Genomic DNA, 20,596 nt, shown 5'->3' on the forward strand with positions numbered 1-20,596 from the left:
TAGCAAGGTGGTACCACTCCTTCCCATCCCGAACAGGACAGTGAAACGCCTTTGCGCCGATGATAGTGGACGGACGTCTGTGAAAGTAGGTCATCGTCAGGCTTTTATTGCTCAAAACCCCGCAGGCTCACGCCTGGCGGGGTTTTGTTTTTTGGTGGCGCACGAACGCGGGCCGGCTGAACCAGGCTCGGCCGCCAGCGCCCCACGCCCCTGCGCGGCAAATCCCATCGGCGGCCGCATCGCAAAACCCATGAAAAACCCCCGTGCGGCCGCGCCACATGGGGGTTTTTGACTGCTGAAGCCTGCCAGGACCGCTCAGCCCGGGGGGGCCGTGTATTCCTGGCGGTCGATGCCGTGGCGTTGAAGCTTGTCGTAGAAGGTCTTGCGCGGAATGCCCAGCGCTTCGTGCGTGGCGCGTACATCGCCCTGGTGGGCGGCGAGCGCTTCGCGGATGAGTTGGGCCTCGAAGCGTTCCATCTTCTCCGGCAGGGTGCCCTGCGTGGTTTCCTGTGCCGGCAAGGCCGCGGTAGGCGCATCGAGGACGCCCAGCACGAAGCGCTCGGCGAAGTGTGCGAGTTCTCGCACGTTGCCGGGCCAGTCATGCGTCAACAAATGCTGCTTGATATTGGCCGGCATGTCGGGGATGTCGCGCTGGAAGCGGCGCGAAGCATGACCCAGGTAGTGGGCCAGCAGCAATGGGATGTCCTCGCGGCGCTCGCGCAACGGCGGAATGCGGATGGTGACGACATTGAGCCGATAGAACAGGTCTTCGCGGAATTTGGCGCGGATGGCGGGGCTGCCCAGGTCTTCCTTGGTGGCGGCGACGACCCGCAGATCCAGGTTGCGTACCTCGTTGCTGCCCAGTGGCGTGATCTGGCGTGATTCCAATACCCGCAGCAGCTTGACCTGCACCGCGAGGGGCATGCTTTCGATTTCGTCCAGGAAGAGGGTGCCGCCGCTGGCATGCTCGATGCGTCCGATGCGCCGCTTCTGTGCGCCGGTGAAAGCGCCGGCTTCATGGCCGAACAATTCGCTCTCGATCACGCTTTCCGGTAACGCACCGCAATTGATCGCGACCAGCGCGCGGTTGCGCCGACGGCTCAGGCGATGCAGGGCGGTGGCCACGACTTCCTTGCCGGTGCCGGTTTCTCCCTCCACCAACACGTCGACATCGGCGTCGGCGATATGGCGCAGGGTCTGCTTGATGCGTTGCATGGCCGGCGTGGTGCCGATGAAGGGCACCTCGTCAGCCTCGACTGCGAACGCCGCATCGCGCAGGCGCCGGTTCTCGAGTACCAGGCGGCGCTTTTCGGCAGCATGGTTAATGGCGGTGACCAGGCGATCGGGCGGATAGGGCTTGGCCAGGAAATCATAAGCGCCGTCGCGCATGCACTGCACCGCCATGGCGATATCGCCATGGCCGGTGATGAGGATGACGGGGATTTGCGGGTCAACGGCGCGCAGCCGCTGAAATAGCTGCAGGCCATCGATGTCGGGCATGCGGATGTCCGTGACCACCACGCCGTCGAAATCCCGAGTCAGTGTGGCCAGCGCGCTGCGCGCGCTGGCGTGGGCCTCGACCGCGATGCCCTGCAGTTTGAGCGTCTGTACATTGGCGAGGCGCAAGTCCTCGTCATCGTCAATGAAGGCGACGCGCGTAGCCTGAGGGCAGGCTGGCGCGTCATCGAGCAGGGGCGAGGCTGCGGGCGACGGAACCGCCGCGAAGCCGGAGGGCGAGGCGGATGGCGCGTCCGCGCCGGCTTTTGCTGGTGAAGAAGGGTCAGGAACGCGGATCATGGTTTGTGGGCGGCGACTTGCGTAGCGTGAGCGTGAACATCGCGCCGCGGCCGGGGCCGTGGGGCGCGGGGAAATGGGTGTCGCCTGGCTGGGCAGCGCGCAGGTCGCCGCCGAACTCGGCGACGATGTCGCGCGAGATCACCAGTCCCAGCCCCAGGCCTTCGGCCTTGCTGGTGTGAAACGGTGTGAACAGGCGCGCGCGGGCTTGCGGCGACAGGCCGGGGCCGTTGTCATTGAGGAACAGCCGTACCGTGGCGTCCATGTCCTGCACAGCAATGACAATGTTGCCGTCGGCCTGGCCTTCGAGCGCATCCAGGGCGTTTTGCAGCAGGTTCACCAGCACCTGTTCGAGGCGAATGCGGTTGGCTTGTACCAGATAGTCCTGCCCGGCCGGCGGGCATTGCAGCGTCACGCCCTGGCGCCTGGCGCGCGGACCGACCAGCAGTAGGGCGCCGTCGAGCGCCTCTTTAAGGCTGGTGGGGCCGACCGTGGCGCCGGCCTTGCGTGAAAAGGCGCGCAGTTCGCCGGTGATGTGGCCAATCCGTTCGGTCAACGCGGCGATGGTGCCGAGGTTGCCCTCTACCGAAGACGTGTCCCGGCGGCGCAGGAACTCGGCGGCGTTATCGGCATAGGCGCGGATCGCGGCCACGGGTTGGTTGATCTCGTGCGCGACGCCCGCAGCGACCTGCCCCAGCACCGCGAGCTTGCTGGCCTGCACCAATTCATCCTGCATGGTGTGCAGGCGTGCCTCGGTGCGCTGGCGTTCGTCCATTTGCGCCAGCAACTGTCGATTGGCTTCACGTAGCTGGGCGGTGCGGTCTTCCACCTGGGCGGCCAGTTGCTGACTGATGGCCAATTGCTGCGCGACCCGTTCGAGGCCGCGGTGGCGGCGGTAAAGCAGGATGCCGATGATGGCGGAAAGCGTTGCCAGCGCCAGAAGCGCGCCGAGCTGGGCGTTGGCGGTGGCGCGATTCAGCGCGGATTGCATTGGCGACAGCAGGTGCAGCGTCCAGCCGGGTGATTCGACGATCGGCAGCGTGGTGTGCAGCAAAGGCGTGCCGGCGGGAATCTGCGGCAAGGTCTCGCTCGCCCGCACGACCTGGCCGCCTGTCACGGTCTGCAGCGGCGGCTGCAGTGGCAACGGTTGGAACATGGCATCGCCGAACTGCAGGCTGGTTCGCAGGCTCTGCGCCACGTCGGGCGCCAGCGGCGCCAGCACGCGGAAGCGCCAGCCGGGCTGGTTGCCCAGCAGCACCACGCCGTGTTCGTCGGTGACGAAAATGGGCGCGTTCGATTGGCGCCAGTCGGCCTCCAGATCGCGGAAATCCACCTTCAGCACCACCACGCCGAGCATGGCACCGCTGTTGTCGTCGACGCGGCGGGACAGGTAGAGGCCAGCCTCGTGGCTGACGGTGCCCAGCGCGAAATGCTCGGCGGCGCCATGCGCGACCGCGCCTTGGAAATAGGGCCGGAATTGATAGTCGACGCCAACGAAGGTGGCCGGTTCCCGCCAGTTGCTGGCGGCAATCGCGTAGCCGTTCCGATTCAATACATAGATGGCCGAGGCGCCCACGCCGTGGCTGAGGGTGTCGAGTTTTTCGTCCAGCGATTCGATCAGGGCCGGCGTTGGGGTCTGCAGTGTGGCGCGCAGATCCACGTCACGGGTCAGGACAAAGGGCAGGGCGCGGAACTTGTCCAGGTTGTTGCGCAGCAGGGCGGCGTTGATCTGACCGGCGCTACGCGCCTGTAGATAGGCCTCCTTGAGCGCGCCTTCGCGCGCCCATTGTCCGGCCGCGTACAGCACGCCCACGACGATGGCCGCTCCGGCCACGAGCAGCAATGCCCAGGGCCAGGCCGTGCGGCGTCGGCGGCCGGCTGGCGCGGCAGCCTGGGGAGGGGAACGGGATGGCATGGGTGTGTGCGGTTTTTCGCACATTCTATCCGGTTTTTGTGTGGCATTTCGCCAATATTCATTCGAGCGACCAAGTAGGTTGTCGAAAAATATAAATAAATCAAAAACTTAACTTAATTTCCTGTTGCCGCGGACGCTGGCACGCCATTTGCATGTATGGGGCAAGCCCGGCGGTATCGCATGCCGGGTGAAATCGGCCTGCGGAGATACGCAGCGCTCTGAAAGAGAAAACGCCCCGTACCCGCAGCGCGCCGTCGCAGGGAGCATGGGGCCCTGGTGGGGACAAATCCCAATGATCGACGTGGATCAAGGCGCGCCTGCGCGCAAGCTCAAGTTCTATCAAATCCTGTATGTGCAGGTGCTGTTCGCCATCGTGGTCGGCATTCTGCTGGGATATTTCAAACCCGACCTCGGCCAGGCGATGCAGCCGCTGGGCGATGGCTTCATCAAACTGGTGAAGATGATCATCGCGCCGGTGATCTTCCTGACTGTGGCCACCGGTATCGCGGCGATGAGCGATCTGAAGAAGGTCGGTCGCGTGGCGGGCAAGGCCATGCTGTATTTCCTGGTGTTCTCGACCCTGGCCCTGATCGTGGGCATGGTGGTGAGCCATATCGTGCAGCCGGGAGCCGGCATGCACATCAATCCGGCCACGCTGGACCAGAAGGCGGTGTCTGGCTATGTCGCCAAGGCGCATGATTCGACCATCACGGGTTTCCTGCTGAACGTCATTCCCACCACTATTTTCAGCCCCTTTGTCGGCGGCGATATCCTGCAGGTGCTGTTCGTGGCCGTGCTGTTCGGCATCGCGTTGGCGCAGGTGGGCGAGCGCGGCAAGCCGGTGCTGAACTTCCTGACGGCGCTGGCCCAGCCCATTTTCAAGCTGGTGGCCATCCTGATGAAGGCCGCGCCGATTGGCGCATTCGGCGCGATGGCATTCACCATTGGCAAGTACGGCATCAAGTCCATCGTCAACCTGGCGATGCTGGTGGGTACGTTCTACGCCACCGCGGTGTTGTTCGTGGTGGTGGTGCTGGGCATGGTGGCGCGCTATAACGGCTTTTCGATCCTGAAGCTGGTGCGCTACATCCGCGAAGAACTGTTGCTGGTGCTGGGCACGAGTTCGTCGGAAGCCGCGCTGCCGACGCTGATGCAGAAAATGGAGCGAGCGGGTTGCTCCAAATCGGTGGTCGGCCTGGTGGTGCCCACCGGCTATTCGTTCAACTTGGACGGCACCAATATCTACATGACGATGGCGGCGCTGTTCATTGCCCAGGCGTGCGACATTCCGCTGTCGCTGGGCGACCAGATCCTGTTGCTGCTGGTGGCGATGCTGAGTTCCAAGGGCGCGGCGGGCGTGACTGGCGCCGGCTTCATTACCCTGGCGGCGACCCTGTCGGTGGTGCCGACGGTGCCGGTGGCCGGCATGGCGCTGATCCTGGGCGTGGATCGCTTCATGTCCGAATGCCGCGCGCTGACTAACCTGGTTGGCAACGCCACCGCGGCGGTTGTCGTGGCGCGCTGGGAGGGCGAGCTGGATAAGGAGCAGTTGCACGCGGCGCTGGAAGGCGGTGCGCCCGCGGCGCAGCCGCCTGGCATGGCGCCGCAGGTCTCGACTTCGCAGGGCTGATCGCAGTCTGCCCGGTGCGTGCAAAAGCCCCCGAACCGCATGGTCCGGGGGCTTTTGCCATTGGGACCGATCGGTCAGGGAAGGGCGATACCCGCCGCGCGCAGCAGGTTGGCGGTTTCGAACAGGGGCAGGCCCATGACCCCGGTGTAGCTGCCCTCGATGCGCGCCACGAACGTGCCGGCCAGGCCCTGGATGCCATAGGCGCCGGCCTTGCCGTAGGGCTCGCCACTGTCGCAATAGCGCGCGATCTCGTCGCGTTGCAGCGCGCGCATGCGCACTTCGGTGATGGAGACTGCTTCCAGCAGGCGTTCGCCGCTCCACAGGGCCACGGCGGTGTGCACCTGATGCGCGCGCCCTGACAGCGTTTGCAGGATGCGGATCGCGTCATCACGGTCGGCGGGTTTGCCCAGCACCAGATCATCCAGGATCACCGTGGTGTCGGCGGCCAGCAATGGCAGTTCGGGCAGGCCTTGTGCACGCAGCCAGTCGCGGCCGCGCTCGGCCTTGTCGCGCGCGGTGCGCCGGACGTAATCTGCGGCGCGCTCGCCAGGGTGTTGCGGTTCGTCTTCGCCGGGAGGCGCGGGGACGCGCAGCACCTCGTGGGCCAGGCCGATCTGGGTCAGCAGTTCGCGCCGCCGCGGGCTGGCCGAGGCGAGATAGATGCGTGCGGGAGAGGAGGCGTCAGTCATGTGAGGCGGCGCGTCGCTGGCGCGAGGGAGCGCGCCCGGCGACTGGCATCAGGCGCGGTGATAGGGATGGTTGGTCATGATGGCCCAGGCGCGGTAGAGCTGCTCGGCCAGCACCACCCGCACCATGGGGTGCGGCAAGGTTAGCGACGACAGCCGCAACTGGCCGCTGCACGAAGCCTTGAGCCCGGCGTCCAGCCCGTCCGGCCCGCCGACCAGGAAGGCGACATCCTGGCCGCCGGCCCGCCATTGCTCGAGTTTCTGCGACAAGGCCATGGTGGTCAGGTCGCGGCCGCGCTCATCCAGTGCCAGGCGCAGCGCGCCGGCCGGCAATGCGGCCTCGATACGTTTGGCCTCGGCCGCCATCATCTGGGCCGGTGTCTTGCCGGTGGTGCGGGGTTCAGGCTTGATCTCGCGCAGTTCCAGCGCACAGTCGGGAGGCAGGCGCTTGGCGTAGTCGTCCCAGGCGATCTGCACCCAGTCAGGCATGCGCGTGCCGACGGCGGCGACGATCAGTTTCACGCCGCGCCGCCTTAGTCGTCGGTGCTGTCGTAGGCGCTGTCGCTGGCGACCGGCGCGGCACGGGTGGATTCGGGCAACAACTTGACGCGCACCGGTTTGCCGCCCCAGATTTCTTCCAGGTTGTAGTACTGGCGGATGGCGGGCTGCATGACGTGGACGACGATGTCGCCCAGGTCGACCACCACCCATTCGCCGGTGTCTTCGCCTTCGATCGTGATGCCGGACAGGCCGAGCGCGCGGCCGCGATCGGACACGCTGGAGGCCAGCGCGCGGGTCTGCCGGTTGGAGGTGGCGCTGGCAATCACGACGCGATCGAACAGGCTGGTCAGATGCGTGGTGTTGAACACCTTGATGTCTTGCGCCTTGACGTCTTCGAGGGCGTCGATGACGGCGCGTTGGAGTTTCTGAATATCCATAGCTGCAAATATAACCCGCTGAAGCACGGCGGATGCCGGTTCCAGGGCATGCGAAGCATGCCGGGCGGGCGTGGGTTTATCGATAAAGATGGTGCGCCGCAATATAGGCGGCGACCGGGGCGGCCAGCAGGCCATCGGTCGGTTCGCCGCGGCCCAGGCGCTGGCGGATCTGCGAGGCCGAGACCGGCATCGGGGCGAAAGGCAATTCTTCGAGCTGGCGTCCCTGGCCGCGCAGCCAGTCGACCAGTTCGGCCGGCGGCGCCAGCGGCGTGCCGGGGCGTGTGGCCACGGCCAGGTCGACCAGGCTGGCGATTTCGCGCCAGGACTGCCAGGTGCAGAAATTGGCCAACTGGTCGGCGCCCAGCAGCCAGACATAGCGGGCATCCGCGGGCAGGGCGCGCAGGGTGTCGATGGTGTAGGTGGCGCCGCCGCGTTCGAGTTCGATCGGGTTGACCACCAGACCGTCATGGCCGGCGATGGCCAGTTCCAGCATGGCGCGGCGCTGGTCCGCGGTGGCGTGCAAGGCGGCGCGCTGCCAGGGGTTGGCCGCCGGGATCAACTGCACTTGCGCCAGGCCGAGCGCCCGCAGCGCGTTTTCGGCCAGCGCGACATGCGCGACGTGGACGGGGTCGAAACTGCCGCCCAGGAGCCCGATACGCTTCACACCCAGTCCCGCGGCGTCAGGTAGGCAGCCAGCTCGGCCTCGGGCGTGCCCGCCTCCGGCTGCCAGTCGTAGCGCCATTGCGCCAGCGGCGGCATGGACAGCAGGATCGACTCGGTGCGGCCGCCGGACTGCAGGCCGAACAGCGTGCCGCGGTCGAATACCAGGTTGAATTCGACGTAGCGGCCGCGGCGGTAGGCCTGGAAGTCGCGTTCGCGTTCGCCGTAGGGAGTGTGGCGGCGACGTTCGACGATCGGCAGGTAGCTGTCGAGGAAGGCGTCGCCGACCGAGCGCGTCAGGGCGAACGAGGCGTCGAAGCCGGGAGCGTTCAGGTCATCGAAGAAGATGCCGCCGATGCCCCGGGTTTCGTTGCGGTGCTTGAGGAAGAAATACTCATCGCACCAGCGCTTGTAGCGCGGGTAGTAGTCGGCGCCATGCCCGGCCAGGGCGTCGCGGCACACCGTGTGGAAGTGGCGCGCGTCTTCCTCGAAAGGGTAGTAAGGCGTCAGGTCGATGCCGCCGCCGAACCAGAACACGTCGGCCTCGTCATGGCCGGGACGGGCCGCCGCGACGAACATGCGCACGTTCATGTGCGTGGTGGGCACGTACGGGTTGCGCGGGTGCAGCACCATCGACACGCCCATGGCTTCCCAGGAGCGGCCGGCCAGCTCGGGCCGGTGCGCGCTGGCCGACGGCGGCAGCTTCGAACCCTGGACGTGGCTGAACAGCACGCCAGCGCGCTCGAACAACTGGCCGCCTTCGAGCAGGCGCGACAGGCCGCCGCCACCTTCGGGCCGGACCCATTCGTCGCTGCGGAAGGGACCGCCTTCGGCGGCCTCCAGCGCGGCGACGATGCGGGACTGCAGGCCGGTGAGGTAGCCGCGGACGTCGGCGACGGGCAAGGCGTTCATCGGCGCTTCCGGTTACGCGTTGGACTTGGGCTTCTGCTGCGACGGCTTGAGCGCGCGCCAGCCGATGTCGCTGCGGTACTGGCGGCCGTCGAAGTGGATGCCGTCGATGGCTTCGTAGACGCGATCGCGCGCCATCTTGACCGAGTCGCCCAGCGCCGTGACGCACAGCACGCGGCCGCCGGTGGTCTGGGTTTCGTCGCCTTCCAGGCGGGTCGCCGCGTGGAACACCATGCAGTCGTCGGCATCGGCGGGCAGGCCGCGGATGACGTCGCCGGTGCGCGGGGTGTTGGGATAGTTGTGCGAGGCCAGCACCACGCCCAGGGCGGTGCGGCGGTCCCAGGTGATGTCGGCCTGGTCCAGCGTGCCCTCGACGGCGTGCTCGAGCGCGTCCAGCAGGTCGCTCTTGACGCGCATCATGATCGGCTGGGTTTCCGGGTCGCCCATGCGGCAGTTGAATTCCAGCGTCTTGATGTCGCGGTCGGGATCGTCGCCAGGAGCGATCATCAGGCCAGCGTACAGGAAGCCGGTGTAGGGGATGCCGTCGCGCGTCATGCCCTGCACGGTTGGCAGGATGATTTCGCGCATGATGCGGTGGTGCAACTCGGGCGTGACGATGGGGGCGGGCGAGTAGGCGCCCATGCCGCCGGTGTTGGGGCCCTGGTCGCCGTCCAGCAGGCGCTTGTGGTCCTGGCTGGTGGCCAGAGCCAGCACGTTGCGGCCGTCGCACATGACGATGAAGCTGGCTTCCTCGCCCACCAGGCATTCCTCGATGACGACGCGCGCGCCGGCGGCGCCCATGGAACCGTCGCCCAGCATGGCGTCGACGGCGGCATGCGCTTCGTCGAGCGTGGCCGCGACCACCACGCCCTTACCGGCGGCCAGGCCGTCGGCCTTGATCACGATGGGCGCGCCTTGCTGGTCGATGTAGGCGTGAGCCAGGGCCGGGTCGGTGAAGGTCTCGTAGCGCGCGGTCGGGATGTTGTGCCGGACCATGAAGGCCTTGGCATAGTCCTTGGAGCTTTCCAACTGCGCGGCGGCCTTGGTCGGCCCGAAGATCTTCAGGCCGCGGGCACGGAAGACGTCGACCACGCCGGCGGCCAGCGGCGCCTCGGGACCGACGACCGTCAGGGCGATGCCTTCGCGCTGGACGAAGTCAGCCAGTTCCTCGGCATCGGTGAGCGGGACGTTTTCCATCTGCTCGGCCCGTTCGGTGCCGCCGTTGCCCGGCGCCACATACACCTTGTGTACGCGCGGGGAGCGGGCCAGTCGCCAGGCGAGGGCATGTTCGCGGCCGCCCGAGCCAATTACCAGGAGTTTCATCGTTGCGTGATTCTTAAGGTTGCCAGTCGAGTGTCGCGAGACACCTGCCCGAGAAATAGGCCACGGACCCGGGTGGGCCCGGATCCGGTGACAGCGTGGCGCGAGTAGGCGAGGCCTGCCGCACGCCGGGTAAGGGAAAAACCGCGCGGAAAAACCGCGGGGAAATTACTGCGCTTCGTCGAAAATGACGGTGGTATAGACTTCCTGCACGTCGTCCAGGCCTTCCAGGGCGTCGAGCAGCTTCTGCATCTTGACCGCGTCTTCGCCGGCCAGTTCGGTTTCGTTCAGCGCCTTCATGACGATGCCGTCGACTTCTGCCTTGAGGCCGGCGTCGTCGAACGCCTTGCGCACGGCGGCGTAGTCGGTGGGGGCGCAGATGACTTCGATCACGCCCTCCTCGTCGGTGGTGACGTCTTCGGCGCCGGCCTCGAGGGCCGCTTCCATGACCTGGTCTTCGGGCGTGCCGGGGGCGAACACGAATTGACCGCAGTGCTTGAACATGAAGGCCACCGAGCCTTCCTGGCCCAGGTTGCCGCCGTTCTTGGCGAAGGCGTGGCGCACTTCGGCAACGGTGCGGGTGCGGTTGTCGGTCATGCAGTCGACGATGACCGCCGCGCCGCCGATGCCGTAGCCTTCGTAGCGCACTTCCTCGTACGCATCGCCGTCCGCGCCGCCCGCGCCGCGCTGGATGGCGCGCTGGATGTTGTCCTTGGGCATGTTGGCGTCGGTGGCCTTGTCCCAGGCCATGCGCAGGCGCGGGTTGCTGTCCGGGTCGGGGCCGCCGGCGCGCGCCGCCACGGTGATTTCACGAATGATCTTGGTCCAGAGCTTTCCGCGTTTGGCGTCTTGACGGCCCTTGCGGTGCTGAATATTGGCCCATTTGCTGTGTCCGGCCATGGCTTCCCAGGATAAATTGTCTGCAAAAACGGCATTTTACCGTGCCGGCGGCCTGCGCGCCCGGGAGTGCGCCGCCTGTGTCCATATTGCCACGCGCACAAGCGCCACCGCAGGCTCTACACTTGGGCATCTGAGTCATTCCGGTCCGGAGAGCAGCCCATGCCCAACCCCCTTGTCATTGCCAGGAACGCGCAGACCGAACTGGCCCTGTTGCCAGCGCTGGCCAACCGCCATGGCTGCATTACCGGGGCCACCGGGACCGGCAAGACCGTAACGCTGCAGGTGCTGGCCGAGTCCTTCTCACGTATCGGCACGCCTGTCTTCATGGCCGACGTCAAGGGCGACCTGACGGGCATTTCCCAGGCCGGGGTGGCCAGCCCCAAGCTGCAGGAGCGGCTCAAGAACCTGGGCCTTGACGAGCCGGCCTGGGGCGCCAGCCCGGTCGCGCTGTGGGACGTGTTCGGCGAGCAGGGCACGCCGGTGCGCGCCACCATCACCGACATGGGGCCGCTGCTGCTGGCGCGCATCCTGGAACTGAACGATACCCAGGAAGGGGTGCTGACCCTGGTTTTCAAGGTGGCCGACGACGAGGGCCAGCTGCTGCTGGATCTGAAAGACCTGCGCGCCATGCTGCAGAACGTCGCCGACCGCGCCGCCGAGCTCAAGACCCGCTATGGCAACGTGTCCGCCGCCAGCGTCGGCGCGATCCAGCGCGGCCTGCTGGCGCTGGAGTCGCAGGGCGCGGAAAAATTCTTCGGCGAGCCGATGCTGGACGTGGCCGACCTGATGCGCACCGACGCCCAGGGCCGTGGCATCGTCAACGTGCTGGCCGCCGACAAACTGATGCAGGCCCCTCGGCTGTACGCGATCTTCCTGCTGTGGCTGCTCGCTGACCTGTACGAGAAGCTGCCCGAGGTGGGCGACCCGGACCAGCCCAGGCTGGTGTTCTTCTTCGACGAGGCGCACCTGCTGTTCAACGACGCGCCGCCGGCGCTGCTGAACAAGATCGAGCAGGTGGTGCGGCTGGTGCGTTCCAAGGGCGTGGGCGTGTATTTCGTCACGCAGAATCCACTGGATATTCCGGACACGGTGTTGGGGCAGTTGGGCAACCGGGTGCAGCACGCGCTGCGGGCCTTCACTCCGCGCGACCAGAAGGCCGTCAAGACCGCCGCGCAGACCATGCGGCCCAACCCGGGGCTGGACATCGAGGCGGCAATCACCGAACTGGGCGTGGGCGAGGCGCTGGTGTCGTTGCTGGACGCCAAGGGCCGGCCAACGCCGACCGAACGCGCCTGGATCGTGCCGCCCGCCAGTCGCATCGGCCCGGCAACCGACGCCGAGCGCCAGGCCCTGCGCCAGGCGAGCCCGATGTCCGCCAAATACGGGCAGGCGATAGACCGGGAATCGGCCTACGAAGTGCTGGCCGGACGCGCCGCGAAGCCGGCCGGGCAGGTCCCGACCGAGCCGGCTCCGGGCGCGGGCAAGGCGCAGGCCGAGGAACGCGGCGGCTTCATGGACAGTCTCAACGACGTGTTGTTCGGTTCGACCGGCCCGCGTGGCGGCAAGCGCGATGGCGTGGTGCAGACCGTGGCCAAGAGCACGGCGCGATCCATCGCGCGCGAACTGGCGCGCGGCATCCTGGGTTCGCTGCTGGGTTCGAAGTCGCGGCGTTGAACGCTGTATTCCGTTTTTGGGACAAATGCGGTTACTGCGTCTTGTAATGTGCGGTAGTGGGTTGTTTGTAACCGGGGGTATTGCACTCGTGCCATTTATGCCTATGATTCTGGGCGATATAACCCGGAAATCCAAAGGAAACAGTGGTGGCGAAACACAAGATTGCAGTGCTTCCCGGCGATGGCATCGGCAAGGAAGTCGTGCCGGAAGGTTTGAAGGTGCTCGATGCCGTGGCGACGCGCTTCGGCATCGACTTCCAGTGGGATCATTTCGACTGGAGCTGCGACTATTACGCCAAGCACGGCAAGATGATGCCGGACGACTGGCAGCAGCAGATAGGCCGGCATGAGGCGATTTTCTTCGGCGCCATCGGCTGGCCCGCCACGGTGCCCGATCACGAGGCCCTGTGGGGGTCGTTGTTCAAGTTCCGTCGCGAATTCGACCAATACATCAACCTGCGCCCGGTGCGCCTGATGCCGGGCGTGCCGTCGCCGCTGGCCGGCCGCAAGCCCGGTGAAATCGACTTTTTCATCGTGCGTGAAAATACCGAAGGCGAGTATTCCAACAGTGGCGGCGTCCTGTTCGGCGGCACCGAGCGCGAAGTGGTGATCCAGGAAAGCGTGTTCACCCGCATCGGCGCCGACCGCGTGCTGAAATTCGCATTCGAACTGGCACGCAAGCGTGGCAAGCACCTGACGGCGGCCACCAAATCCAACGGCATTTCCATTTCGATGCCCTGGTGGGACCAGCGGGTCGCCGCCATGGCCGGCAACTATCCGGATGTGCGCTGGGACAAATACCACATCGATATTCTTTGCGCGCATTTCGTGCAGCATCCGGATTGGTTCGATGTGGTCGTGGCCTCCAATCTTTTCGGCGATATCCTGTCCGATCTGGGGCCTGCCTGCACCGGGACGATCGGCATCGCGCCGTCGGCCAACCTGAATCCGGAGCGCAAGTTCCCGTCCCTGTTCGAGCCCGTGCATGGTTCCGCACCTGATATCTATGGCAAAGGCATCGCCAACCCGATCGGCCAGATCTGGAGCGGGGCGCTGATGCTGGATTTCCTGGGTTATCCCGACGCTTCGGCTGCCGTGGTGCGCGCCATCGAAACGGTGCTGGCCGAAGGCCCGCGCACGCGCGACATGCAAGGTAGCGCCTCGACCGCTGAGGTTGGCGATGCCATCGCGTCGTTGATCGCGGCGGCCTAGCGGTGCATTCGCAGGGGGCTGAAGATATGGTCGACTCCGTCGCTTCCCCCCCACCGACGCCGGTGGGAGGGAGCCGTGCCGACCGATTCGCCCGCAAGCTGTTCCGCATGTTGCGTTCGCGCACGCAGCGGCACAACCAGCATCTGTGGCCGTTCGTGCGGATCTGGCGTGATTCCGCGGGGGCGATCTGCGGTTTCCGCGCCTTCGGCCGCACGCTGCCCATCACCCCACTGGGGCAGGGGTACGACCCCGAAGATCGCGAGGTGCATCTGATCCTGAGCGGACCGTCGATCGCCGAGATCCCTTACGATCGCCTGGCCATTGGCGCGGCGATGGGCGTGAACGGCTCGATTGCGCTCAGGCACAAGTTCAAGGTGCCTTTCAAGTATTACTGCATCATCGACCAGAATTTCGTGCGGGATCGCATCGACCTGGTGCGCGAGATCGTTGCCTGTGACCTGACGCTCTACGTGCTGCCGGAGGTGCTGCGGTACATCATGCAGGGAATTCCCCAGGAACTCATCCGCTGCCGCGTCTGTATCGTCGAACTGATTTCCGAGCGCGCCTACCAGCGCAGTGCCGCGCCGGCCGTACTCAAGCGCATGGCGGCGGCCTCGCCTGACTTGCAACTGCTGGATGCGAAGCAGGGGTTGGGCTACAGCTTCGATGCCTCGCTGGGGGTATTCGATGCCGATACGGTGGCCTATGTCGCGCTGCAGGTCCTGATCTCGGGCGGTGCGCGCAAGGTCTACTTGCACGGCCTGGACCTGAATCTGCAGCACGGCATGCGTTTCTACGATGAGGGCGGCTGGCCCCAGGCCAGCCGGCTGGCGCGCAATTTCTCCCGGCTCATCGAGCCGTCGTTCCGTTTCGCGGCGCCGCAATGGCGCAGCCGGGGTGTCTCGGTGATCAACCTGTCGCCGGTGAGCGCGCTGCCGCCCGAAGTGATCGAGCGGCAGGATTGGCATACGTTGCTGAAGGATTGAAAAGGCCCGGCGAGTGCCGGGCCTATTTTTATCGGACGCTCCCATGGCGCCGCGCGCTGCACGCGCGGCCGTCAGTGAGCGCCAGCCGCCGCTTCCGCGGCGCCACCGCCGCCCGCCTTGGCCGAGCGCGGGCGCGCGAACCACACCAGGCCGGTCAGCAGCAGGAAGATGACAGCCGACGCGTAGAACACGTCCACCGCCGACATGGTGAACGCTTGTGCGTTGATCAGCCGGTCGACGGTGGTCAGCGCCTGTTGGTGCGACATGCCGACGCCGTTCTGCAGCGCGTTGAGGGTCTGGTCGAATGCCTGCTGGCCGGGTTTGGCGACCTCGGTCAATTGGGCGTGGTGCAGGGTGGCGCGGTTCTCCCACAGCGTGGTCGCGATCGAGGTGCCGAAGGCGCCGGCGGTCAGGCGCAGGAAATTGGACAGGCCCGAGGCGGCCGGGATGCGCCAGGGTTCGATGCTGGACAGCGTGATCGAGGTCAGCGGCACGAAGAACGCGGCCATGGCCGCGCCCTGGATGATGGTCGGAATCATCAGCGTGCGTACGTCGGTCTGGGTGTTGAAGCCCGAGCGCATGAAGCACACCAGCGCGAAGATCAGGAACGCCACCGTCACGATCTGGCGCGGGTCGCGGGTGGCCAGCATCTTGCCCACCATGGGGGTGAGCAGGATGGCCAGCAGGCCCACGGGCGCGGTCACCATGCCGGCGTAGGTGGCGGTGTAGCCCATGTAGCTTTGCAGCCATAGCGGCAGCAGCACCACGTTGCCGAAGAACACGCCGTAGGCCACCGCGAGCGTCAGCGCGCCGACGGTGAAGTTGCGTTCCTTGAATAGTCGCAGGTCGACGACCGGGTGCGCGTCGGTCAGTTCCCAGATCAGGAAGAAGACGAACGCGACGAAGGCGATGGCGGCCAGCGCAATGATAGTGGGGCTGGCGAACCAGTCCAGTTCCTTGCCTTTGTCGAGCATGATCTGCAGCGCGCCGACCCAGATCACCAGCAGCACCAGGCCAAGCTTGTCGATCGGCAGCTTGCGGGTCAGCGACTCACGCTTGCCGTAAATGCGCCAACTGATCCATGCCGCCAGCAGGCCCACCGGAACGTTGATGTAGAAGATCCACGGCCAGGTGTAGTTGTCGGAGATCCAGCCGCCCAGCAAGGGGCCGGCCACCGGCGCGACCAGGGTCGTCATGGACCAGACCGCCAGCGCCATGCCCGCCTTGGATTTGGGAAAGCTGGCCAGCATCAGGGTCTGCGACAGCGGAATCATCGGGCCGGCCACCGCGCCCTGCAGGACGCGGAAGGCGATCAGGGCCTCGAGCGAAGGCGAGAAGCCGCACAACCACGATGCCAGCACGAACAGCAGGGTGGAGATCAGGAACAGCCGTACCTGGCCGAAGCGCTGCGTCAGCCAGCCAGTCAGGGGCACGGTGATGGCGTTGGCCACGGCGAACGAGGTGATGACCCAGGTGCCCTGGCTGGAGCTGACGCCCAGGTCGCCGGAAATCGTGGGAATGGACACGTTCGCGATGGAGGTGTCCAGCACGTTCATGAACACCGCCGTGGATAGCGCGATCGATCCGATGATGCGGGTCGCGCCTTCCAGTGGCGGGTAAGTGCCCGGCGGGAGGACAGTGGGTTCGGCGGGGGCGCCGCCGGCCGCGGGCTGCGCGGTGGTGTTCATGGGAGCGCTCCCTTACCTGGCGCCGCGCGCCGCGCCTGCTTTGGTCACGGATGCAGTGGCCGCCTGCGGGCTGAATTCGTCGGAAGCGAGATTGGCCTGGATGATCTTGGTGATCATAGCGTCGACCTCATCATGTGCCGGCTCGAACGCGCGCGTCGACCATGCGGGTTCCTTGCGGGCGGCGGCCGCCAGCGCCTCGCCGTCCTGCTTGCCGACATCGACTTCCACGTCCATCGACAGACCCACGCGCAGCGGGTGCGTCTTCAGGTCCGCGGGGTCGAGTTTGATGCGCACGGGCACGCGTTGCACCACCTTGATCCAGTTGCCGGTGGCGTTCTGTGCCGGCAGCAGGGCGAAGGCGCTGCCCGTGCCTGCATCCAGGCCCTCGACGGTGCCGTGGTAAGTGACCGAACTGCCGTAAAGATCGGCGACCATCTTGACCGGCTGGCCGACGCGCATCTTGCGCAATTGACCCTCCTTGAAGTTGGCCTCGACCCAGACCTGGTCAAGCGGCACCACGGTCATGAGGGCGGCGCCGGGGGCTACGCGCTGGCCCACCTGCACGCTGCGGCGGGCGATGACGCCGCCGACGGGCGCGGGCAAGACCGTGCGCGATTGCGCCAGCCAGGCGTTGCGCAGGCCGGCGATGGCCTGGCGCACATCGGGATGGTCGGCCACCGTGGTGCCCTGGGTCAGGGCTTGGTTGGTCGCCAGCTTGGCGCGTGAGGCGGCCAGCGCGGCGCGGGCCTGCGCCAGGCCGGATTGCGCGGTCTTCAGGGCCGCCTCGGCGTGCAGGATTTCCTCGCCGCTGACGCCGCCGGACTTGGCCAACTGCTGGCGCCGTGTGACGTCGCTCTGGGCGCGCGTCAGTTCGGCTTGGGCGCGCTGGATGTCGGCCTGGCGCAGGTCGACGTCCGCCGCCAGCGCGTCGTTCTGGACGTAGTAGGTGCGGACCTGGCGCACGGTCTGCGCGAGCTTGGCTTCGGCCTGCTGCAGGGCGACCTCGGTGTCGGCCGGATCCAGGCGCACCAGCGGCTGGCCGGCGGTAACGGTTTCGGTGTCGTCGGCTTCGATGGCCACCACCGTGCCAGGCACTTGCGGCGTGATCTGCACCAGGTTGCCATGCACGTAGGCGTCGTCGGTGCTTTCGAAGTGGGCGCCGAACAGGATCCACCAGATGCCGTAGGCGATCGCGATGAGGATGAAAGCGCCGGTCGCGATCAGCAGCAGGCGTTTGCGGGCGGGGTTGGGAGCGGGAGTGGCTGCGTTCATGACGTCTGAATCCGGAGCATTCAATGAGTAATGGGCGTGGCGGGGTGCGAGTCGGGCGCGGACGCATAGCCGCCGCCCAGGGCGTTGGCCAGGTTGGCGTCGAGCTGGTAGGCACGGATGCGCAAGTCGGTATCGAGCCGCGCCTGCGTCAGCACACCGGTCTGCGCGACCAGCACGGTCAGGTAGTTGCCCATGCCGGCTTTGTAGCGATTGACGGCCAACGAGTAAGCCGCCTCGATGGCTTCGCGCGCCTGGCGTTGTTGCGCGCGTTCCTGTTCCAGCAGGCGCAGGCCGTCAATTGCGTCGGCGACCTGATGCGCGGCATCCAGCACCGTCTGGTTGTAGTCGGACACTGCCAGGTCGGCGTCGGCGCGGCGGCTGGCCAGGTTGGCGTTCAGTTCGCCGCCGTGGAAGATCGGCAGGGTGATGGCCGGGCCGATGCCGGCAGTGCGGGCGGCGGCGCCCAGCAGGTTGCCGGTGCCGATCGCCTGGAAGCCGGCAAACGCCACCAGATTGATGTTGGGATAGAACTCGGCGCGGGCGCTGGCGATCTGGTGGCGGGCGGCCTCGGCGCGCCAGCGCGCGGCGACCACATCGGGGCGGTGCCCAAGCAGTTCCAGCGGAACACTGTCGGGCACGGCGCCGACTGGCGCCGTCAGGGCCACGGCCACCAGCGATTGGCCGCGCTGCGGGCCGGCGCCCGCCAGTGCCGCGACCTGGTTGCGCAATTGCGCCAGTGTGGTCTCGGTCTGGGTGAGCTCGACCTGGCCGGCGGCGAGCGACGATTCGGCCTGCTTGACCTCGACCTGGGTATCCAGGCCGGCGGAATAGCGGTCGCGCGTCAGCGCCAGCACTTCCTCGCGCTGGGTCAGCACGCGCTTGATGACATCGCGCTGCGCGAATGCGTCCTGCAGATTGAGATAGGCGCGCACGGTGGCGCTGGCCAGCACGTTGCGGGCCGCCTGGGCGTCGGCCTGGGCGGCGGCTTGCTGCGAGACGGCGGCCTTCAGGCGCGAGCGGTTCTTGCCCCAGAAATCCAGCTCGTAGCTGAAGTCCAGCGCCAGGCGGTTGTCACTGACGACCGAACCGCCCAGCGGAGCCGGATAGATGTAGTCGCTGGACAAGTGTTCACGGTTCAGCGTGTAGTTGGCGTCCACTCGCGGCATCAACGGAGCGCGGGCCGTGCCGACGGCGGCGTTCGCCTTGGCCAGGCGCGCCTGCGCGGCTGTCATGGAGGGGCTGTTCGCCAGCGCCTCGTCCATCAGGGCATTGAGTTGGCTGTCGCCGTAGCGTTGCCACCATTGCGTATCGGGCCAGGTGATGGTCTGCCCGGTCAGGCCCAGCTTGGTTTCATTCAGGGCGGCCACCGGCTTCGGACCGGGTTCCATCAGGGCGCAACCGCTCAAGGCCAGCACTAATGCGGTAGAAAGAAGGCGTTTCATCCTGACAATCTGCTGAAAGTAGTTGATTAATCTGTATTTGCCTAGGCAAATATTACGTCAAATAAAGCCCTTATGCAGGGAGGACGGCGGGCGGGTATCGTCAGCGCTCGGGGGCTGAGGCGGAACCATTGGCGATCATGCGGCGCAGGAAGTGCATCAGCTGCGTGACCTCGTCAGTGGAAAAGCCGCGTAGATGATGATTCAACACGCGGGCGATATTGGGCGGAATTTCGCGCGCCTTGGCTTCGCCGAGTTCGGTCAATTCGATTTTCACCACGCGCCGGTCCTGCTGGTTGCGGACACGGCGCAGCAGGCCCTTGGCCTCGAGACGGTCGAGGGTGCGGGTCATGGCCCCGGTGTCGACACCATTGAGCCGGGCCAGTTCCGCAGGCGTGTCGGCGCGGCGCAGCGAGACCATAGCGATGGGGCGCCACTGCATGGCCGTCAGGTCGAGCGGCGCCATCTCCTGGTCCAGCATGCGGTTCAGGGAGTTGGCGACGAGCTTGATCAGGTAGCCGGCATTGTCTTCCATCATGCAGCGGGTATCGCCGCGGTAATGGACCGGATTTTCGGAGGATTCAGGGCGTGACGGGGCATTCATGAGGCAGATTTTACTGCCTAGTCAGTAATTGTCAAGGCTGCTTTTTCGGCGGACCCGACGACGCCGGCGCCTTGCGCAAGCCGGACCAGACGATGGCGGCCACGATCAGCGCCGCGCCGGCCATCATGCGCATCGTGGGCTGTTGGCTGAACAGGACCCAGGCGAAGGCGATGGCGTAGACCGGTTCCAGTGCGATCACCAGCCCGGCGCTGCGGGCGTTCAGGCGTGTCAGGCTGGAAACGAACAGGAAGTGCGACAGGCCGGTGCAGAACACGCCCAACAGCGCCAGCCAGAGCCAATCCACGGCCGGCAGGGCGGGCAACTGGCCGACCGCGAACGGCAGCAGCACCAGTGCCACCACCAGGTTCTGCCAGCAGGCCACCTGCATCGGGTCCATGCCCGAGGCCGAGCGGCGGTTGCTCAGGGCCAGCAAGGCGAAGGTCAGGCCCGACAACACGCCCCAGGCCAGGCCGATGGTGCCCTGGTCGGCCAGGTCGAACGAAGGCGTGACCAGCACCAGGCCGGCGCTGACCAGGCCCAGCAGCAGCCATTCTGCCAGCCGCACCCGCTCACGGAAAATCAGGCCCTCGAACAGCGTGATGAACGCGGGGAAGCTGGCGAAGCCCAGCGTGGCGATGGCGATGCCGCCCACCTTGACCGAGATGAAGAAGGTGACCCAATGGGCCGCCAGCAGCGCGCCCGCGATCACCAGCACGAACAGTTGGGCAGGCGTCAGGGCGCCGAGCAGGGGACGGCGCCGCATGCGGGCGAACAGGCCCAGCGAGATGACGGCGAAGACTGCCCGGCCCAGCGTGATGACCGCTGCGCTGGCCTGGATCAGTTCACCGAAGACGCCGGTCAGGCCGAACAGGACGGCGGCGATATGGATGTAGGCAAGGGCGCGGTGTCGGGTCATTCGCAGTGAGGCGGCAAGGGCGGCGGCGTGGCCGGGGGCGTGACAAGGGGCTAA

At 66.4% G+C, this 20,596-nt stretch carries 18 protein-coding genes and 1 rRNA gene; 5 read left to right on the forward strand and 14 right to left on the reverse strand.

Annotation, left to right across the window (positions count from 1 at the left end; all coding sequences use genetic code 11):
• A 5S ribosomal RNA gene (gene rrf, locus AC6LKG_RS10725) occupies nucleotides 1-102 on the forward strand; the annotation flags it as partial.
• Between the two features lie 213 nt (nucleotides 103-315).
• On the opposite strand, the gene AC6LKG_RS10730 is transcribed toward rrf, so the two are convergent.
• Complete coding sequence (locus AC6LKG_RS10730; protein WP_498164397.1) at nucleotides 316-1,692, reverse strand: sigma-54-dependent transcriptional regulator; 1,377 nt, start codon at nucleotides 1,690-1,692, stop codon at nucleotides 316-318.
• Between the two features lie 88 nt (nucleotides 1,693-1,780).
• Nucleotides 1,781-3,733: a sensor histidine kinase gene (locus AC6LKG_RS10735; RefSeq protein WP_498164299.1), complete on the reverse strand. Its 1,953-nt coding sequence runs from the start codon at nucleotides 3,731-3,733 to the stop codon at nucleotides 1,781-1,783.
• Nucleotides 3,734-4,001: 268 nt separating this feature from the next.
• On the opposite strand from AC6LKG_RS10735, the gene AC6LKG_RS10740 reads away from it, so the two are divergent.
• Nucleotides 4,002-5,339: a dicarboxylate/amino acid:cation symporter gene (locus tag AC6LKG_RS10740; protein WP_498164300.1), complete on the forward strand. Its 1,338-nt coding sequence runs from the start codon at nucleotides 4,002-4,004 to the stop codon at nucleotides 5,337-5,339.
• Nucleotides 5,340-5,413: 74 nt separating this feature from the next.
• On the opposite strand, the gene AC6LKG_RS10745 is transcribed toward AC6LKG_RS10740, so the two are convergent.
• The 7 genes from AC6LKG_RS10745 to AC6LKG_RS10775 form a co-directional block, all read right to left on the reverse strand.
• Nucleotides 5,414-6,028, reverse strand: coding sequence for a Maf family protein (locus tag AC6LKG_RS10745; protein WP_498164301.1), 615 nt, complete (start codon nucleotides 6,026-6,028; stop codon nucleotides 5,414-5,416).
• Between the two features lie 48 nt (nucleotides 6,029-6,076).
• The gene (gene rlmH / locus AC6LKG_RS10750) at nucleotides 6,077-6,547 is read right to left on the reverse strand and encodes a 23S rRNA (pseudouridine(1915)-N(3))-methyltransferase RlmH (protein WP_498164302.1); all 471 of its coding nucleotides are present in this window, start codon (nucleotides 6,545-6,547) and stop codon (nucleotides 6,077-6,079) included.
• An 11-nt stretch (nucleotides 6,548-6,558) separates the two neighbouring features.
• Nucleotides 6,559-6,963, reverse strand: coding sequence for a ribosome silencing factor (gene rsfS, locus AC6LKG_RS10755; protein ID WP_498164303.1), 405 nt, complete (start codon nucleotides 6,961-6,963; stop codon nucleotides 6,559-6,561).
• A gap of 76 nt (nucleotides 6,964-7,039) precedes the next feature.
• On the reverse strand, nucleotides 7,040-7,627 hold the full coding sequence (gene nadD, locus AC6LKG_RS10760; protein WP_498164304.1) for a nicotinate (nicotinamide) nucleotide adenylyltransferase: 588 nt from the start codon (nucleotides 7,625-7,627) through the stop codon (nucleotides 7,040-7,042).
• Nucleotides 7,624-8,535: an oxygen-dependent coproporphyrinogen oxidase gene (gene hemF / locus AC6LKG_RS10765; RefSeq protein ID WP_049075287.1), complete on the reverse strand. Its 912-nt coding sequence runs from the start codon at nucleotides 8,533-8,535 to the stop codon at nucleotides 7,624-7,626. The genes nadD and hemF overlap by 4 nt, the downstream gene beginning before the upstream one ends.
• A gap of 12 nt (nucleotides 8,536-8,547) precedes the next feature.
• Complete coding sequence (purD, locus tag AC6LKG_RS10770; RefSeq protein WP_498164305.1) at nucleotides 8,548-9,855, reverse strand: phosphoribosylamine--glycine ligase; 1,308 nt, start codon at nucleotides 9,853-9,855, stop codon at nucleotides 8,548-8,550.
• Between the two features lie 165 nt (nucleotides 9,856-10,020).
• Nucleotides 10,021-10,752 (reverse strand): YebC/PmpR family DNA-binding transcriptional regulator, encoded by a 732-nt coding sequence (locus tag AC6LKG_RS10775; RefSeq protein ID WP_498164306.1) that lies wholly within the window; start codon nucleotides 10,750-10,752, stop codon nucleotides 10,021-10,023.
• Between the two features lie 159 nt (nucleotides 10,753-10,911).
• Between AC6LKG_RS10775 and AC6LKG_RS10780 the strand changes: the two genes are divergently transcribed.
• From AC6LKG_RS10780 to AC6LKG_RS10790, 3 genes are all read left to right on the forward strand, one after another.
• Nucleotides 10,912-12,426: a helicase HerA-like C-terminal domain-containing protein gene (locus AC6LKG_RS10780; RefSeq protein ID WP_498164307.1), complete on the forward strand. Its 1,515-nt coding sequence runs from the start codon at nucleotides 10,912-10,914 to the stop codon at nucleotides 12,424-12,426.
• 143 nt (nucleotides 12,427-12,569) lie between these two features.
• Nucleotides 12,570-13,637 carry a tartrate dehydrogenase gene (locus tag AC6LKG_RS10785; RefSeq protein ID WP_498164308.1) on the forward strand — a complete coding sequence of 356 codons (1,068 nt, stop codon included), beginning with the start codon at nucleotides 12,570-12,572 and terminating at the stop codon, nucleotides 13,635-13,637.
• A 26-nt stretch (nucleotides 13,638-13,663) separates the two neighbouring features.
• Nucleotides 13,664-14,623 (forward strand): WaaZ-like lipopolysaccharide core biosynthesis protein, encoded by a 960-nt coding sequence (locus AC6LKG_RS10790; protein WP_498164309.1) that lies wholly within the window; start codon nucleotides 13,664-13,666, stop codon nucleotides 14,621-14,623.
• Nucleotides 14,624-14,694: 71 nt separating this feature from the next.
• Here the strand turns inward: AC6LKG_RS10790 and AC6LKG_RS10795 are convergent, their stop codons facing one another.
• From AC6LKG_RS10795 to AC6LKG_RS10815, 5 genes are all read right to left on the reverse strand, one after another.
• Nucleotides 14,695-16,311 carry a DHA2 family efflux MFS transporter permease subunit gene (locus AC6LKG_RS10795; RefSeq protein ID WP_498164310.1) on the reverse strand — a complete coding sequence of 539 codons (1,617 nt, stop codon included), beginning with the start codon at nucleotides 16,309-16,311 and terminating at the stop codon, nucleotides 14,695-14,697.
• A 12-nt stretch (nucleotides 16,312-16,323) separates the two neighbouring features.
• The gene (locus AC6LKG_RS10800) at nucleotides 16,324-17,583 is read right to left on the reverse strand and encodes an HlyD family secretion protein (RefSeq protein ID WP_498164311.1); all 1,260 of its coding nucleotides are present in this window, start codon (nucleotides 17,581-17,583) and stop codon (nucleotides 16,324-16,326) included.
• Nucleotides 17,584-17,603: 20 nt separating this feature from the next.
• On the reverse strand, nucleotides 17,604-19,025 hold the full coding sequence (locus AC6LKG_RS10805; protein ID WP_498164312.1) for an efflux transporter outer membrane subunit: 1,422 nt from the start codon (nucleotides 19,023-19,025) through the stop codon (nucleotides 17,604-17,606).
• Nucleotides 19,026-19,125: 100 nt separating this feature from the next.
• On the reverse strand, nucleotides 19,126-19,626 hold the full coding sequence (locus AC6LKG_RS10810) for a MarR family winged helix-turn-helix transcriptional regulator (protein WP_498164313.1): 501 nt from the start codon (nucleotides 19,624-19,626) through the stop codon (nucleotides 19,126-19,128).
• 31 nt (nucleotides 19,627-19,657) lie between these two features.
• Nucleotides 19,658-20,542, reverse strand: a complete 885-nt coding sequence (locus AC6LKG_RS10815; RefSeq protein WP_498164314.1) for a DMT family transporter — start codon at nucleotides 20,540-20,542, stop codon at nucleotides 19,658-19,660.
• Between the last annotated feature and the right edge of the window lie 54 nt (nucleotides 20,543-20,596).

This window comes from Achromobacter sp. 46006, from assembly GCF_059761975.1.

Excerpts from the sequence above, each read along its gene's own strand:
- AC6LKG_RS10815 (WP_498164314.1), bottom strand. The coding sequence starts at position 20,542 with ATGACCCGACACCGCGCCCTTGCCTACATCCATATCGCCGCCGTCCTG.
- AC6LKG_RS10805 (WP_498164312.1), bottom strand. The coding sequence starts at position 19,025 with ATGAAACGCCTTCTTTCTACCGCATTAGTGCTGGCCTTGAGCGGTTGC.
- AC6LKG_RS10795 (WP_498164310.1), bottom strand. The coding sequence starts at position 16,311 with ATGAACACCACCGCGCAGCCCGCGGCCGGCGGCGCCCCCGCCGAACCC.
- AC6LKG_RS10780 (WP_498164307.1), top strand. The coding sequence starts at position 10,912 with ATGCCCAACCCCCTTGTCATTGCCAGGAACGCGCAGACCGAACTGGCC.
- AC6LKG_RS10800 (WP_498164311.1), bottom strand. The coding sequence starts at position 17,583 with ATGAACGCAGCCACTCCCGCTCCCAACCCCGCCCGCAAACGCCTGCTG.
- hemF (WP_049075287.1), bottom strand. The coding sequence starts at position 8,535 with ATGAACGCCTTGCCCGTCGCCGACGTCCGCGGCTACCTCACCGGCCTG.
- purD (WP_498164305.1), bottom strand. The coding sequence starts at position 9,855 with ATGAAACTCCTGGTAATTGGCTCGGGCGGCCGCGAACATGCCCTCGCC.
- AC6LKG_RS10745 (WP_498164301.1), bottom strand. The coding sequence starts at position 6,028 with ATGACTGACGCCTCCTCTCCCGCACGCATCTATCTCGCCTCGGCCAGC.
- AC6LKG_RS10810 (WP_498164313.1), bottom strand. The coding sequence starts at position 19,626 with ATGAATGCCCCGTCACGCCCTGAATCCTCCGAAAATCCGGTCCATTAC.
- AC6LKG_RS10735 (WP_498164299.1), bottom strand. The coding sequence starts at position 3,733 with ATGTGCGAAAAACCGCACACACCCATGCCATCCCGTTCCCCTCCCCAG.
- AC6LKG_RS10790 (WP_498164309.1), top strand. The coding sequence starts at position 13,664 with ATGGTCGACTCCGTCGCTTCCCCCCCACCGACGCCGGTGGGAGGGAGC.
- AC6LKG_RS10740 (WP_498164300.1), top strand. The coding sequence starts at position 4,002 with ATGATCGACGTGGATCAAGGCGCGCCTGCGCGCAAGCTCAAGTTCTAT.
- AC6LKG_RS10775 (WP_498164306.1), bottom strand. The coding sequence starts at position 10,752 with ATGGCCGGACACAGCAAATGGGCCAATATTCAGCACCGCAAGGGCCGT.
- rsfS (WP_498164303.1), bottom strand. The coding sequence starts at position 6,963 with ATGGATATTCAGAAACTCCAACGCGCCGTCATCGACGCCCTCGAAGAC.